General features: G+C 65.7%; 15 protein-coding genes. 11 read left to right on the top strand and 4 right to left on the bottom strand.

Features of this window, described 5'->3' with window-relative positions:
- Positions 1-14 precede the first annotated feature (14 nt).
- The 6 genes from AC07VS_RS18340 to AC07VS_RS18365 all read left to right on the top strand — a co-directional run bounded on the left by AC07VS_RS18340 (position 15) and on the right by AC07VS_RS18365 (position 5,663).
- Positions 15-956, top strand: a complete 942-nt coding sequence (locus AC07VS_RS18340; protein WP_494751662.1) for a 2-hydroxyacid dehydrogenase — start codon at positions 15-17, stop codon at positions 954-956.
- Between the two features lie 35 nt (positions 957-991).
- Positions 992-1,954, top strand: a complete 963-nt coding sequence (locus tag AC07VS_RS18345) for a LysR substrate-binding domain-containing protein (protein WP_492348156.1) — start codon at positions 992-994, stop codon at positions 1,952-1,954.
- Between the two features lie 505 nt (positions 1,955-2,459).
- Positions 2,460-3,359 carry a transporter substrate-binding domain-containing protein gene (locus tag AC07VS_RS18350; RefSeq protein WP_492348157.1) on the top strand — a complete coding sequence of 300 codons (900 nt, stop codon included), beginning with the start codon at positions 2,460-2,462 and terminating at the stop codon, positions 3,357-3,359.
- Between the two features lie 149 nt (positions 3,360-3,508).
- Positions 3,509-4,234, top strand: a complete 726-nt coding sequence (locus AC07VS_RS18355) for an amino acid ABC transporter permease (RefSeq protein WP_492348158.1) — start codon at positions 3,509-3,511, stop codon at positions 4,232-4,234.
- Entirely contained in the window at positions 4,234-4,899 is a 666-nt protein-coding gene (locus tag AC07VS_RS18360; RefSeq protein ID WP_492348159.1) for an amino acid ABC transporter permease, read from the top strand. The genes AC07VS_RS18355 and AC07VS_RS18360 overlap by 1 nt, the downstream gene beginning before the upstream one ends.
- Positions 4,900-4,925: 26 nt before the next feature.
- Positions 4,926-5,663, top strand: coding sequence for an amino acid ABC transporter ATP-binding protein (locus tag AC07VS_RS18365; RefSeq protein WP_492348160.1), 738 nt, complete (start codon positions 4,926-4,928; stop codon positions 5,661-5,663).
- A gap of 100 nt (positions 5,664-5,763) precedes the next feature.
- Here AC07VS_RS18365 and AC07VS_RS18370 read toward each other — a convergent pair whose 3' ends face one another.
- The 3 genes from AC07VS_RS18370 to AC07VS_RS18380 all read right to left on the bottom strand — a co-directional run bounded on the left by AC07VS_RS18370 (position 5,764) and on the right by AC07VS_RS18380 (position 8,731).
- Positions 5,764-6,813, bottom strand: a complete 1,050-nt coding sequence (locus AC07VS_RS18370) for a DctP family TRAP transporter solute-binding subunit (protein ID WP_492348161.1) — start codon at positions 6,811-6,813, stop codon at positions 5,764-5,766.
- A gap of 68 nt (positions 6,814-6,881) precedes the next feature.
- Positions 6,882-8,180: a TRAP transporter large permease gene (locus AC07VS_RS18375; protein WP_492348162.1), complete on the bottom strand. Its 1,299-nt coding sequence runs from the start codon at positions 8,178-8,180 to the stop codon at positions 6,882-6,884.
- A complete protein-coding gene (locus tag AC07VS_RS18380; RefSeq protein WP_494656732.1) occupies positions 8,177-8,731 on the bottom strand; it encodes a TRAP transporter small permease in 555 nt (184 codons plus the stop codon). The genes AC07VS_RS18375 and AC07VS_RS18380 overlap by 4 nt, the downstream gene beginning before the upstream one ends.
- 466 nt (positions 8,732-9,197) lie before the next feature.
- Here AC07VS_RS18380 and rnk point away from each other — a divergent pair, with 466 nt between their 5' ends.
- The 4 genes from rnk to htpX all read left to right on the top strand — a co-directional run bounded on the left by rnk (position 9,198) and on the right by htpX (position 12,589).
- On the top strand, positions 9,198-9,638 hold the full coding sequence (gene rnk / locus AC07VS_RS18385) for a nucleoside diphosphate kinase regulator (protein ID WP_494751663.1): 441 nt from the start codon (positions 9,198-9,200) through the stop codon (positions 9,636-9,638).
- Between the two features lie 61 nt (positions 9,639-9,699).
- Positions 9,700-10,731, top strand: coding sequence for a dihydroorotase (gene pyrC / locus AC07VS_RS18390; protein WP_494751664.1), 1,032 nt, complete (start codon positions 9,700-9,702; stop codon positions 10,729-10,731).
- Positions 10,716-11,516 (top strand): DUF3025 domain-containing protein, encoded by an 801-nt coding sequence (locus tag AC07VS_RS18395; RefSeq protein ID WP_492348166.1) that lies wholly within the window; start codon positions 10,716-10,718, stop codon positions 11,514-11,516. The genes pyrC and AC07VS_RS18395 overlap by 16 nt, the downstream gene beginning before the upstream one ends.
- A 203-nt stretch (positions 11,517-11,719) precedes the next feature.
- Positions 11,720-12,589 carry a protease HtpX gene (htpX, locus tag AC07VS_RS18400; protein WP_031254624.1) on the top strand — a complete coding sequence of 290 codons (870 nt, stop codon included), beginning with the start codon at positions 11,720-11,722 and terminating at the stop codon, positions 12,587-12,589.
- A gap of 25 nt (positions 12,590-12,614) precedes the next feature.
- Here htpX and AC07VS_RS18405 read toward each other — a convergent pair whose 3' ends face one another.
- On the bottom strand, positions 12,615-13,766 hold the full coding sequence (locus tag AC07VS_RS18405; protein ID WP_494751665.1) for a GlxA family transcriptional regulator: 1,152 nt from the start codon (positions 13,764-13,766) through the stop codon (positions 12,615-12,617).
- Between the two features lie 143 nt (positions 13,767-13,909).
- On the opposite strand from AC07VS_RS18405, the gene AC07VS_RS18410 reads away from it, so the two are divergent.
- Positions 13,910-15,262: an amidohydrolase gene (locus AC07VS_RS18410; RefSeq protein WP_492348168.1), complete on the top strand. Its 1,353-nt coding sequence runs from the start codon at positions 13,910-13,912 to the stop codon at positions 15,260-15,262.
- Positions 15,263-15,266: the final 4 nt, after the last annotated feature.

A 15,266-nucleotide genomic window follows, 5' to 3' on the forward strand; every position in this document is an offset into this window, starting at 1 on the left:
TGTGAGTTCCTGCCATGAATCCGACCAAGCCCTTGTTGTTGGCCCTTCACTTCTTGTCTGAAGAGCACCGAACCCAGATGGGCGAGCTGCTGCAGGTGATCTACGCCCCCAGCCCGGCCGAGCGCGCCGCCGCCGTGGCTGAGCACGGTGCGCAGGTGCAGGTGGTGCTGACCGTGGGCGCGGTCGGTCTGACCGCCGCCGAGATGGACCGCATGCCGCAGTTGCAACTGATCTGTGCCCTCGGCGCGGGCTACGAGATGGTCGACGTCGCCCATGCGCGTCAGCGTGGGGTGGTGGTGGCCAATGGCGCCGGCACCAATGACGACTGCGTGGCCGACCACGCCCTGGGCCTGCTGCTGGCCGCCGTGCGCGGCATCCCGCGCCTGGATGCGCTGACCCGCCAAGGGGTCTGGCGCGAGGCCATCCCCCTGCCGCCCAATGTGTCGGGGCGTCGCCTGGGCCTGCTGGGCCTGGGCACCATCGGGCGCAAGATCGCACGCCGGGCCGAGGGTTTTGACATCGAGGTGGGCTACCACAACCGCAGCCCGCGCGAGGGTGTGAGCTACCGTTACTTCGACCAGTTGCAGGCCTTGGCCGACTGGGCCGACTTCCTGGTGGTGGCCACCCCGGGCGGCCCTGCCACCCGGCACCTGGTGAACGGGCCTGTGCTGGACGCGCTGGGCCCCCGCGGCGTGCTGGTCAACATCGCGCGCGGCAGTGTGGTCGACACCGCTGCGCTGGCGCAGGCCCTGCGGGAGGGCCGCCTGGGCGCGGCCGGCCTGGATGTGTACGAAAGCGAGCCCCAGCCCCCGGCCGAACTGATCGACCTGCCCAATGTGGTGCTCACGCCCCATGTGGCCGGCTGGTCGCCCGAAGCCGTGCAGCGCTCGGTGAACCAATTCCTGGCCAACGTCAAGGGGCATTATTCCGGGCAAGGCGTGGTGGCGCCGGTCTGATCACGGTGCTCTGGGGCGGCTCATAATCGCCCCCCATGGAAACCAAATGGCTTGAAGACTTTGTCAGCCTGGCCGAGACCCGCAGTTTCAGCCGGTCGGCCCAATTGCGGCACGTGACCCAGCCGGCGTTCTCGCGCCGCATCCAGGCGCTGGAGGCCTGGGCCGGGGCAGATCTGGTGGATCGCAGCTCCTATCCCACGCGCCTGACACCGGCCGGCGAAACGCTGTATGCGCAGTCGCTGGAGATGCTGCAGTCGCTGCAGACCACCCGCGCCATGCTGCGCGGCCACACCAGCGCGGGCAAGGACGTGGTCGAGTTTGCGGTGCCGCACACGTTGGCCTTCACCTTCTTCCCGACCTGGGTGACCACCCTGCGTGAGAAATTCGGGCCACTCAAGAGCCGCCTGATTGCCCTCAACGTGCACGACGCGGTGCTGCGGCTGGTCGAGGGCAGTTGCGATCTGCTGATCGCCTACTACCATCCCTCGCAGCCCTTTCAGATCGATCCCGATCGCTACGACATGGTGAGCCTGGGCGAGGAGGTGTTGGCCCCCTACGTGAAGCCCGATGCCGATGGCCGCCCCATGTACCTGCTGCCGGGCCGCCCTGGCCAGCTCTTGCCCTACCTGGGGTATGCCCCCGACGCCTACCTGGGGCGCATGGTCGAGCTGATGCTCAAACAGTCGGGCACCGCCATCCACCTGGACCGCGTGTACGAGACCGACATGGCCGAAGGCCTCAAGGCCATGGCGCTGGAAGGTCATGGCGTGGCGTTTCTGCCCTACAGCGCGGTGCGCAAGGACCTGCGGGCGCGGCGCCTGGTCAGTGCCTTGCCGCCCGACGCCCCGCCGCTGCAGATCACCATGGAGTTGCGTGCCTACCGCGAACGGCCCTCCGCCCAGGCGGCCGGACGCGAGGCGCCCAAGGACCGTGCCGAAGCCCTTTGGCGCTATCTGGTGGCCAACACGGTGCGTCCAGATGAATCGGCCGCAAGATGATCGGGCGCCTCATGCTTTTTTTGCATGAGGGCCATTTAATCCGGCATTGGCCTTGGGTCTGGCGCTTCTCTACAGTCTGGGCCCACCAACCTGCCGCCTGTCCAAGACACAGGCGTGACAGGTTCTTAGAACAACAGGACCATCACCATGCGTCACGGTGCCGAGACAAGCCACTTCTTCTTTCATGCAAACCATTCATCTGGATACCGGTGCGGCCCGCGCTGCGATGGCCTGAATGGTCTACTTTTCCCCTGATTTGTCCTGATCCCTCGCATTGGGCGTCTGCCCTGGCACAAAGGCTGCTTGCCTGGATCATCCCCATGCCCAGTCCTGTCATTGAGTTGGCGGGCTTGCATGGCGGGATGGGTAGCGCAACCCGGAGTGGCCAGGAAATGATTCCTTCAGTGCATTTTTTGCATGCTGGGACGCCGGGTATTCCCTGGGTGCTGGTTCCCTAAAATTTACCCTTCCCTTAATCTCATCGTTCCCATTCCTAGGAGATTCCATGAAGAAACATTTGCTCGCTTTTGCAGTCGCCGCCCTGGCGACGGGCAGCGTCCTGGCCCAAGCCAATGACACGTTGGCCAAGGTCAAGGCGTCGGGCGCCATCACCATGGGTGTGCGCGATTCCTCGGGTGCACTGTCCTACACGCTGGGCGATGGCAAGTACGTGGGCTACCACGTCGAGCTGTGCCAGCGCATCGTCGGCAACGTCGAAAAGGCCGTGGGCAAGAAGCTCGAAGTGAAGTACGTCTCGGTCACTTCGCAAAACCGCATCCCGCTGGTGCAGAACGGCACCGTGGACATCGAGTGCGGCTCGACCACCAACAACGTGGCCCGCCAGAAGGACGTGTCGTTCCTGGACACCGCCTACGTCGAAGAAGTGCGCATCGCGGTCAAGGCGGCTTCGGGCATCACCGGCATCGCCCAGCTCAATGGCAAGAACGTGGCGACCACCACAGGCACCACTTCCGTGCAATTGCTGCGCAAGCATGAGCGCGCCACCGGCGTCGACTTCAAGGAAGTCTTCGGCAAGGACCACGCCGACAGCTTCCTGCTGCTCGAATCGGGCCGCGCCGATGCCTTCGTGATGGATGCGCAGATCCTGGCGGGCAACATCGCCACCTCCAAGAGCCCGGCCGACTACAAGATCGTGGGCGAAGTGCTGAACGTCGAGCCCATCGGCATCATGGTGCGCAAGGACGACCCGGCCTTCAAGAAGATCGGCGACGACACCATCAAGGATCTGGCCAAGTCGGGTGAGCTGGCCAAGCTGTACGACAAGTGGTTCGTGCAACCCATCCCGCCGAAGAACACCCGCGTGGGCCTGCCGGCCAGCGAGGCCACCAAGGCCGCCTGGGCCAACCCCAACGACAAGCCCGCCGAAGACTACGCCAAGAAGTGATGGCGTTTTGCGGCGTCCGCCTGCCCCCTGGGTGAGCTGACGCCCGCCCCGGCTGGGCCTCTGCCTGGCAGCCTGGTGGCTGCCATGGCCGATGTGGGCCTGGCCGGTTCCCTGTTTTCAATTTTCAAACTGGAGAAGCCTGTATGGCCATGAACTGGCAATGGGAAGTCTTCCTGCAAGACCCCGGCGGGGCTTACCCGACCTACTGGCAATGGATGCTGTCGGCCTGGGGCTGGACCGTGTCTGTGGCTTTGCTGGCCCTGGCAGTGGCCCTGATCCTGGGGTCGGTGATCGGCACCATCCGCACCCTGCCGGACAGCCCCTGGCTCACCCGACTCGGCAATGCCTGGGTTGAGCTGTTTCGCAATATTCCGCTGCTGGTCCAGATCTTCCTCTGGTACCACGTGATCCCTGCATTTGTGCCGGCCCTCAAAGAGGTGCCGAGCTTCATCCTGGTGGTGCTGGCCCTGGGCATCTTCACCTCGGCGCGGATCGCCGAGCAGGTGCGTGCCGGCATCCAGGCCCTGCCGCGCGGTCAGCGCTATGCCGGCATGGCCTTGGGCTTCACCACGCCGCAGTACTACCGCTATGTGATCTTGCCGATGGCGTTTCGCATCATCATCCCGCCGCTCACCAGCGAGACCATGAACATCTTCAAGAACTCGTCGGTGGCCTTTGCCGTCTCGGTGTCTGAGCTGACCATGTTCGCCATGCAGGCGCAGGAAGAGACCTCGCGCGGCATCGAGGTCTACATCGCCGTGACCGGCCTGTACGTGATCTCGGCCTTTGTGATCAACCGGCTCATGGCCTTCATCGAAAAGCGTTCGCGAGTCCCCGGCTTCATTGTCCAGGGCGGCACCGGAGGGGGACACTGATGAATTTCGATCTCTCGTTCTACAGTTGGGACCTCATCAGCAAGTTCGTCGCCAAGGGCTTCTACTTCAGCATCCTGCTGACCGTGGTGTCCACCATTGGCGGCGTGATCTTTGGCACGGTGCTGGCGCTGATGCGCCTGTCAGGCAAGAAGGTGCTGGATGTACCGGCCACCATCTATGTCAACGGCATGCGCAGCATTCCGCTGGTCATGGTGATCCTGTGGGTGTTCCTGCTGGCGCCGTTTGCCATCGGGCGCCCCATCGGGGCCGAGGTGTCGGCCACCATCACCTTCATCGCCTTCGAGGCAGCCTACTTCAGCGAGATCATGCGCGCCGGCATCCAGTCGATCCCGCGCGGCCAGGTCTTCGCCGGGCAGGCTCTGGGCATGACCTATGGCCAGAACATGAAGCTGGTGATCCTGCCGCAGGCCTTCCGCAACATGCTGCCGGTGCTGCTGACCCAGACCATCATCCTGTTCCAGGACACCTCGCTGGTGTATGCCATCGGCGCCTACGACATGCTCAAGGGCTTCGAGACCGCGGGCAAGAACTACGGCCGTCCGATCGAGGCCTACGTGCTCGCCGCCGTGGTCTATTTCGTGATCTGCTTTGCCCTGTCCACGCTGGTCAAGCACCTGCACAAGAAGATTGCCATCATCCGCTGACGCGGCATTGAGAGTGAGAAATTTCCATGATTGAACTCAAGAACGTTTCCAAGTGGTATGGCAGCTTTCAGGTGCTGAACGACTGCTCCACCAGCATCAACAAAGGCGAAGTGGTGGTGGTGTGCGGGCCCTCGGGCTCGGGCAAGTCCACCTTGATCAAGACCATCAACGCGCTCGAACCCTTCCAGAAGGGCGAGATCTACGTCAATGGCACGGCGGTGCATGACCCCAAGACCGACTTGCCCAAGCTGCGCAGCAAGGTGGGCATGGTGTTCCAGCATTTCGAGCTGTTCCCGCACCTGTCGGTGACCGAGAACCTGACCATCGCCCAGGTCAAGGTGCTGGGCCGCAGCCCTGACGAGGCCAAGAAGCAGGGCCTGAAGTACCTGGAGCGCGTGGGCCTGATCGCCCACAAGGACAAGTTCCCCGGTCAGCTCTCGGGCGGCCAGCAGCAGCGTGTGGCGATTGCGCGCGCGCTGTCGATGGACCCGATCGTGATGCTGTTTGACGAACCCACCTCGGCGCTCGACCCTGAGATGGTCGGTGAGGTGCTCGATGTGATGGTGGGCCTGGCCAAGGAAGGCATGACCATGATGGTGGTCACGCACGAAATGGGCTTTGCGCGCAAGGTCAGCAACCGCGTGATCTTCATGGACGTGGGTGGCAAGATCCTTGAGGACTGCTCCAAGGACGACTTCTTCAACAAGCCCGACGAACGCCAGCCCCGCACCAAGGACTTCCTCAACAAGATCCTGCAGCACTGAGGCCGGCTGCGCTGCGAGCGCTCCAAAAAGAAAGCCCCGCCGGGATTCCGGGCGGGGCTTTTTGTATGGGCCCGCGGCCTTGCAGGCCGCAGGCCTGAGATCACTTCCGCGCCGCGATGGCCTTCTCGGCCTGGGTCACCAGATCGGCGCCGACGGTGTTCTTCCATTTGTCGTACACCGGGCGGGTGGCCTTCACAAAAGCCTCGCGCTCGGCCGCGCTGAGTTGCACCACGTTCACGCCGTGGCCCGCGATTTCCTTGAGCAGCGGCTTGTCGGCCTCGACCAGGCCCTTGCGGGCCAGGGCGGTTTCTTCTTTGCCGGCATCCAGCGCGGCCTGGCGAACGATCTCACGGTCAGCCGGGGTCCAGGAGTTCCAGATGTCCTTGTTGACCACGAACACCAGCGGGTCGCAAATGTAGCCCCACATCGTCACGTACTTCTGGCCCACGGTGTGCAGCTTCGCGGCCGTGAAGATCGAGATCGGGTTTTCCTGACCATCCACTGCACCGCTGGCGAGTGCGGGCTGGGCATCGGCCCAGCTCATCTGGGTGGGGTTGGCGCCCAGGGCGCTGAAGGTGTCCAGGAACAGGGGCGAGCCCACCACGCGGATCTTCAGGCCCTTGAGGTCTTCGGGCTTCTTGATCGGCAGCTTGGAGGTCGAGATCTCGCGGTAGCCGTTCTCGCCCCAGGCCAGGGGCATCACGCCAGCCTGATCCAGCACCTTGAACAGGTTCTTGCCGACATCGCCCTGGGTCAGCGAGTCCACGGCAGCGTAGTCGGGCATCAGGAAGGGCAGCGAAAACAGGTTGAGCTGCTTGACCTGGGGCGACCAGTTGATGGTCGAGCCCACGGCCATGTCGATCACGCCCTGGCGCAGGGCGCTGAATTCACGTGTCTGATCGCCCTGGATCAGCGACACACCCGGGTACAGCTTGATGTTGATGCGACCCTGGGTGCGCTCACGCACCTTGTTGGCCCAGATCTCGCCGCCCTTGCCCCAGGGGAAGGCCGGGCCCAGCACCAGGGACATCCGGTACTCGGACTTGTAGTTCTGCGCCGAGGCCGTGCCCGGCAGCGCCGCCAGGGCCACGCTGCCCACGGCCAGCGCCAGCAAAGTGCGCTTGAAAGTCTGGAAAGTGTTTTTCGTCATGAAGGTCTCCTTGGGTCGAATCGAATGGGACAGATCTGAGTCGGTATGAACGAGCGGGTGGGCGGCTCTCAATAGCCCATCTGCCTCGGCAGCCACAGGGCCAGCTCGGGGAAGGCAATCACCAGCACCATGATGAGGAACATCGAGAACAGCATCCAGCCCACCCATTGCACGGTCTCTTCCATGCGCACCTTGGCAATGCGGCAGGACACCATCAGGTTGACCGCCAGCGGCGGGGTGAACTGACCCAGTGCCACCTTCAGCGTCAGGATGACGCCAAACCACACCGGGTCCCATTTGTAGTACTGCACGATGGGCAGGAGCAGGGGCACGAAGATCAGGAAGATCGACACCCCGTCCAGGAACATGCCCACCGTGATCAGCAGCAGAATCAGCAGCGCCAGCACGCCATATTCGCCCAGGCCCGAGTTCACGATGGCCCGGGTCACGGGGTCGATGATGCCCAGGGTGGACAGCGAGTAGGCAAAGATGCCGGCCAGCGACACCACGATCAGGATCACCGCCGACAGCTCGCCCGACTCGCGCAGGATCACGAACAGGTCGCGGAAGCGGATCGTGCGGTGGATGAACATGCCCACGAACAAGCCGTAGAACACGGCCACCACGGCGGCCTCGGTCGGCGTGAACCAGCCGGCGCGCATGCCGCCCAGGATCAGCACCGGGGCCGCCAGACCCCACACCGCTTCGCGCAGGCTCTTCCAGAAAGCGGGGCGGGGCAGGCTCGATTCGAGGGCGCCCATCTTGTGTTTGCGTGCCATCCACACGGCGGGCACGATCAGCGCCAGGCCGGCCAGCACACCGGGCACCATGCCGGCGGCGAACAGGGCCGGCACCGAGGCCCCGGGCACCAGCACCGAATACACGATGAAAGCAACGGAGGGCGGGATCAGGATGTCGGTGGCCGCCGCGGCACCCACCACGCTGGCCGAGAAGCTGGCAGGGTAGCCGGCGCGCGACATGGCCGCGATCATCACGCCGCCCACGGCGGCGGCATTGGCCGGGCCCGAGCCCGAGATGCCACCCAGGAACATGGCCACGGCAATCGCCACCAGGGGCAGCATGCCGGGGCCGCGCCCCACGATGGCCACGGCGAAATTGACCAGCCGCAGGGCCACGCCCGAGCGGTCGAAGATCGAGCCCACCAGCACAAACATGGGGATCGCCAGCAGCGGGTACTTGCCCAGGCCGGCATAGAAGTTCTGCGGCACGGCCAGCAGGCCAAACCATTGGGCGTCTAGGTTGGCGGCAGCGATGGCGGCCGTACCGGCCAGGCCCAGCGAGGCCCCGATGGGCACGCCGGCCAGCATCATGGCCAGGAAGGCGATGAACAACAGGGTGGCAATCATGGTTGGGCCTCCACCTCGGCCACGGCACCGCGCAGGCGGCGCAGGAACAGGCCGAAGGCCCGCAGGCTGATGGCCGCCGAGATGATCGGCATCCAGATCGAATACCACCATTGCGGCACCCCGATGCCGGGTGAGGTTTCGCCGAAGCGGTAGTCGTCCCACACCACGCGCACGCTCAACACGGCGATCGCGCCGAACAGCAGGGCCACCATCAGGGCTCCAAAGCAGGCCAGGCCGCGCCGGCGCGCCATCGAGCCGCTGTCCGAGAAATACTCGATGCGGATGTGGCGGTCGCGCGCCACCGCAGCCGAGCCGGCCACCAGGGCCAACACAATCATCAGGAAAACCGAGAACTCCTCGGTCCAGGCAAACGAGGAGTTGGTGAAATAGCGCACCAGCACATTGGCAAAGGTGATCAGGGCCAGGGCCGCCATGATCAGCACGGTCAGCCAGTCTTCGATGGCCAGGGGCACGCGCGTGGGTTCGTCGGCTTCTGGTTCAGGCAGGTTGGCGGGGTCAAGCACGGGCGGCTTGGCTGGAGAAGAGGACATGTTGGGCAACAGGGTTGGCAAAAGAACGCAGGAACGCGGCACGCGGATGGCGCACAGCAGAGGGCCGGTTCGCTGCAGGGCCCGGATAACAGCCTCGGCGACGACCGCGGGCCATGGTAGCGGTGAATCCACCAGGCGCGCATCGGTATTATCGTCTTACCATTTGTAGCGTCTTGTGCCCGTTGGCACCCCGGTGACCCCGGGTTCATTCCACGCCATTTACAGGTTGAAACACTGGAGCGGCCTTCCGCTTCTAAGATGCTTGTTCATGAATCCAATCCGACTTCACCCCTTGCGCCGCGGCGTCCTCGCCGCAGACCCCCGAGCCCGGTGATTCGTTCGTTCGTTTTGGCTGAATCGCCGGGCCCTCAGTGCGGCCTGGCCTTGAAGCCCAGCCGCCAGCCACCGAGCCGGCCGGTCCACGCCGGTGACTCTCTGTCTGAATTCTTGCCTGAGCGAACTGACCATGGATTCCAAACCTTTTGCCCCCCAACCCTCGCCAGCGGCCGAACACCGCGTGTTGACCGAACTCGACGAGGTGCGCCTGCGTCGCCTGCGTGAGCGCCAACCCCTGCCTGAACCCCTGGCCAGCGCCCTGGCCACCGTGCTTGACGAGTCAGACGTCGTGCCATCGCGCGACATCCCGCGCGGTGTCGTGACCATGCAGTCGCGTGTCACGGTGAAACCTGTCGACGGGGGGCCGCTGCGCCACATCACGCTGGCCTACCCCGCCGAGGCCCGGCCTGAAAAAGGGCAGTTGTCAGTGCTGTCGCCCGTGGGGCTGGCCCTGCTGGGCTGGCCGGTGGGCCAGCAGGTGCAGTGGCAGACCCCCGATGGGCGCGAGGCCTGCTGGGTCATCGTGTCGATCGAATACCAGCCCGAGGCGGCCGGGCATTTCACGGTCTAAGAGCCCAGGCAGGGCTCTGGTGCGGGGCGCCCCTGGCCCAGGAGTGCGAAAATCCCCGCCCATGACCGACCTCCTCAAGATCACCCGCCCCGACGACTGGCACCTTCATGTGCGCGATGGCGACGCGCTGAACACCGTGGTGCCACACACGGCCGCCCAGTTCGGGCGCGCCATCATCATGCCCAACCTCAAGCCCCCGGTGACCACGGCCGAGCAGGCGCTGGCCTACCGTGACCGCATCCGCGCCGCCGTGCCGGCCGGCTTGAACTTCGAGCCGCTGATGACGCTGTACCTCACCGACAATCTGCCGCCCGAGGAGATCGTGCGTGCCAAGGCCGCCGGTGTCGTGGCCTGCAAGCTCTACCCCGCCGGGGCGACCACCAACAGCGACGCGGGCGTGACCGACCTGCGCAAGATCTACCCCACGCTGGAGGCCATGCAGCGCGAGGGTCTGCTGTTGCTGGTGCATGGCGAGGTCACCTCGTCCGACATTGACCTGTTCGACCGCGAAGCCGTGTTCATCGAGACCCAGCTGATCCCGCTGCGCCGCGACTTCCCCGAGCTCAAGATCGTGTTCGAGCACATCACCACCCGCGAAGCCGCTCAGTATGTGCAGGAGGCGGACCGTTTCACCGGCGCCACCATCACCGCCCACCACCTGCTGTACAACCGCAACGCCATCTTCACGGGCGGCATCCGCCCGCACTACTACTGCCTGCCCGTGCTCAAGCGTGAAACCCACCGCCAGGCCCTGGTGGACGTGGCCACCGGTGGCAACCCCCGCTTCTTCCTGGGCACCGACAGCGCACCGCATCCGGCCCACCTGAAGGAGCACGCCACAGGCTGTGCCGGCTGCTACACGGCGCACGCCGCCATCGAGCTGTACGCCGAGGCTTTTGACCGCGTGGGCCGGCTGGATCAGCTGGAGGCCTTCGCCAGCTTCAATGGGGCCGACTTTTACGGCCTGCCGCGCAACACCGGCCACATCACCTTGAAGCGCGAAAGCTGGATCCCGCCCGAAAGCTTCACTTTCGGCCAGGCCGAACTCAAACCGCTGCGCGCTGGCGAAGCCCTGCCTTGGCGCCTGGTCTGATCGACATCGACTGGGCCGCCCCCTGGCTGGCCCCCTGGCGCGCTGTGGGCGAGCCGCTGGCCGCCTCAGTGCTGGCCGGGGCTTCGGTGGCCGGTGCGCTCAACCAGGCCGCCCTGGCGGCCGGGCTGGCGTGCCGCTTCCAGCCGCAGACCCAGGCCGCCGGTGCCGCCGCCTATGAGCAGGGCATCCACGATCAAGGCCTGGTGCCGACCCGCGACAACCTTCACGACTTTTTCAACGGCCTGGGCTGGTTGCATTGGCCCCAGGCCAAACAGCGGCTCAACGACCTGCATGTCCGTGAGCTGGTCCAACCGACCCGGGGCCCGGCCGACAGCCGCTCCCTGCGCGGGCCGGTGCGAGACGCCCTGACGTTGCTGGATGAGAACGGCGCGCTCTTGCAGGCCCCCGATCCCCTGTGGCAGGCCCTGCAGGAGCGCCGCTGGGTCGATCTGTTCGGCCCCTTGCGACCCCTCTGGGGGCAGGCCCGCCTGTTGTTGTTCGGCCACGCCCTGTTGGAGCAACTGGTGCGACCCTACAAGGCCGTCACGGCCCATGTCTGGCACGTGCCGGGCGACTGTGACGGACAGGCTGCCGCCCTGGACGCCTGGCTGGCGACCGATCTGACACCTGCCAAGCTGGCCACCAAGCCCTTTGTGCCCTTGCCGGTGCTGGGCGTGCCGGGCTGGTGGGCGGCAAACCAAAGCCCCGACTTCTACCTCGACAGCCAGGTTTTCAGGCCCTTGCGCCCGACGGTCGAGCGGCGCCTGCCCGTCGCCGCGGCCTGACCCGGGCGACGGTGCCCCCGGCCGGATGCGGCCCTTCCCGGCTGTCCGGAACTTTTCCCACTAAGATCCCCCTTCGGAACAAGGCCTGCGCAGGCCTGCAAAAGCATTCGATAACAAAGCACATTGCGCATGGGCCTGGGGGTTGGCGGCCATCGAGTCGCCCCCACCTCAAGACCTGACCGACAACCCTAGATGGAGCTTTGATGAAACGTATTCTTTTGCTGGTGCTCACCAACGTGGCCGTGGTCGTGGTGCTGGGCATCGTGGCCAGCCTGCTGGGCGTGAACCGCTACCTCACGGCCAATGGCCTCAACCTGGGTGCGCTGCTGGGCTTTGCCCTGATCATGGGCTTTGGCGGCGCCTTCATCTCGCTGCTGATCAGCAAGCCCATGGCCAAATGGACGTCGGGTGTGCGCGTGATCAACCAGCCCCAGTCGCCTGACGAGGCCTGGATCGTCGACACCGTGCGCCGCTTTGCCGACAAGGCCGGTATCGCCATGCCCGAGGTGGGCATCTACGAAGGCGAGGCGAACGCCTTTGCCACCGGTGCCTTCAAGAATTCGGCGCTGGTGGCCGTGTCCACCGGGTTGTTGCAAGGCATGACGCGTGAAGAGGTCGAGGCCGTGATCGGCCACGAGATTGCCCACGTGGCCAATGGCGACATGGTCACCATGACCCTGATCCAGGGCGTGATGAACACCTTTGTGGTGTTCCTGTCGCGCGTCATCGGCTACGCCGTCGACAGCTTTTTGCGCAAGGGCGACGACGAACGATCGGGCCCGGGCATCGGCTACATGATCACCACGATCGTGCTCGACATCCTGCTGGGCTTCCTGGCCTCGATGATCGTGGCCTGGTTCTCGCGCCAGCGCGAGTTCCGTGCCGATGCCGGCGCAGCCCAGTTGATGGGTCGCAAGCAGCCCATGGTGCATGCGCTGGCGCGCCTGGGTGGCATGGTGCCCGGCGAGCTGCCCAAGAGCGTGGCCGCCATGGGCATCACCGGTAGCCTGGGCAAGCTGTTTTCCACCCACCCGCCGATCGAAGAGCGCATTGCGCGCCTGCAGGCCAGTTGATCCTTCTGGATCATCTGCCGGCTCATCACAGGGCCTGGGCGCTGGCCTTGTCCCATTGCGCCGGGTCCAGCCGCCAACGGGCTCTCGGGGCCCGCAGTGCATGGGCTTCGCGGTAGGCCGAAGGCGTGCACCCGCTGTGGCGGGCAAACACCCGTCGGAAGGCATGGGGGTCGCTGTAGCCGCAGGCCAACGCGATGGTGGGCACGCTCTCCAGGGTGATCTCCAGCATCACCCGGGCCCGGGCGCAGCGCATCCGGTGCAGCTGGTCCAGCGGGCTGCGGCCCAGTTCCTGGCGGAAATGCCGCAGCAGGGTGCGTGGGCTCACCGCCGCTGCGGCGGCCACGGTGGCCAGGTCGTAGGGCGCCTCCAGGTGCTGTTCCAGCCACGCAATGGCCCGCGCCAGGGTGCTGTCGCGGGTCTTGCGAATCTGGGCGCTGGCCTGGGCCGCGGCCCGGCTGCGTTCGGGGTCGAACTCGAAGGCCTGGCGGCACAGCTGGGCCAGACCGGGCCCGGTGCTGTGTTCCAGCAGGGCGCAGGCCAGCCCACCCAACTGCTCAGCCCCGGCCGCGCTGAACCAGGGCGCCTCGACCACGCAGGCCTGATCGGCTACCAGCCGCACCTCCGGATGGTCGTCCCGAAACGCTGATGCGTAGAACCAGGGCAACACGAGCGCGCGGCCCCCAGCCCGCCCGGTGGCGGCGGCCAGCCAGGCACTGTTGCCTTGACAGGCCAGCAGGCCACCGGCATCCAAGGCCTGGCGCAGTGCCGTCACCAGAACGCCTTGGTCCTGCACCAGAGCGCGCACGCTGGGGATGTCGGCCGCGAGCATGGGGGGCAGGAACACGGCGTGTTGAACCACGCCTTGTCCGGTGGGTGGGGCGCTGCCCAGGTAGTCTTCAAAGCGAGAGGCCAGGGTGACGGGCACCGGGTGTGTTGTGGCCTGCGAGGCCGCTGGCGGCCAGGCGCCGCCTTCGGCCGTGAGCAGGCGCCAACTGATGGGGGGCGCCAGCACCCCCAGGCGAAGCTGGGCCAGCATGCGCGCCGTGCGCAGCAGATCGATCAACGTCAGGGCGCTGCCCAGCGTGACCTGGGGCAGCAGCGGGATGTCCACATGCAGGCCTTGGCGAGGCGACAGGGCGGTGGTCGGTGCAGGCGGGCGGGTGAGGGTGGGCGGCATGGTTTGGCGAAGGGCCGGTGGGCGCTGCGTTAGCAGCTTGGCCGGTGGCTATTTTGGCTGTAGCAATGGCGATTCCAGCGCCCTCTGTGTGACACAAGCCGCCCTAGCATGGATGTTTTCCAACAGTCCAAGGCGAAACCCCCATGAAACTGCGTTCACCGTCCTCGTCCCATCGTGCCGCTCTGGCGGCTGTCTCCAGTGCCCTGCTGGTCCTGGCCTCGGCCGCGCAGGCCCAGGGGGTGGATGCCCCCACGCTGCAGGCGCTCGATGCACAGATCGCCAAGGTGTCGCCTCAACTGGTGAGCTGGCGGCGCGACATCCATGCCCACCCTGAGCTGTCGGGACAGGAGCAGCGCACTGCAGCCCTGGTGGCTGAGCACCTGCGCGGTCTGGGGTTGAGCGTGCAGACGGGCGTCGGTGGTACGGGTGTGGTGGCCACCCTGCAGGGCGCCCACCCGGGCAAGCTGGTGGCCTTGCGTGCCGACATGGACGCGCTGCCCGTGCCCGAAGGCACGGGCCTGCCATTCGCCTCCAAGGTCAAGGCCCAGTACCTGGGCAAGGAGGTGCCGGTGATGCACGCCTGCGGGCACGATGGGCACACCGCCATCCTGATGGGCGTGGCCCAGGCCCTGGCGGGCATGAAAGACCAGATCCACGGCTCGGTGCGTTTCATCTTCCAGCCCGCCGAAGAAGGCGCTCCGAGCGAGCCGGATGCCAAGGGCGTGTCACCCAGTTTTGGCGCCAAGGCCATGATCGAACAGGGTGTGCTCAAGGATGTGCAGGCGATCTATGGGCTGCACCTCACCGCCAATATTCCTTTCGGTGTGGCCGGCTACCGCAGTGGCCCATTGATGGCCAGTGCCGACGACATCTACATCAATGTGCTGGGCCGGGGGGCGCATGGCTCGGCACCCTGGGCCGGGGTCGACCCCATCGTCGCCGCCAGCCAGGTGGTGCTGGGGCTGCAGACCGTGGTGAGTCGCCAGCTCAACATCACAGAAGAACCGGCTGTGCTCACGATCGGCGCCATCCATGGCGGCACTCGCTTCAACATCATCCCCGACAAGGTTGAGATGCAGGGCACCCTGCGCACCTTTGACGAGGCCATGCGCAGTGATGCTCAAAAGCGCATCCGCACCACGGCCCAGTTGATCGCCGAGAGCAGCGGAGCCAAGGCCGAGGTGCGCTTTGGCCCGGTGGCCTACCCGGTCACGGTGAACTCGCCTGCGCTCACCCAGGCGTCGGTACCCGCCCTGAAGCAGGCCATGAATGGTCAGGCGGTCGTTGTGCCCAAGATCAGCGGCTCGGAAGACTTCTCTGAATTCCAGAAAGTGGTGCCCGGCTTCTTCTTTTTCCTGGGCGCCACCCCCAAGGGCCAGCAGGCCGCCACGGCGCCGTCCAACCATTCGCCGCGCTTCGACTTCAACGAAGAGGCGCTGCCCATGGGCGTGCGCTCACTGAGCGTCCTGGCACTGGATTTCCTCAACCGGAGTTGAGGCG

The sequence above is a fragment of the Curvibacter sp. GW821-FHT01G03 genome, assembly GCF_059422285.1.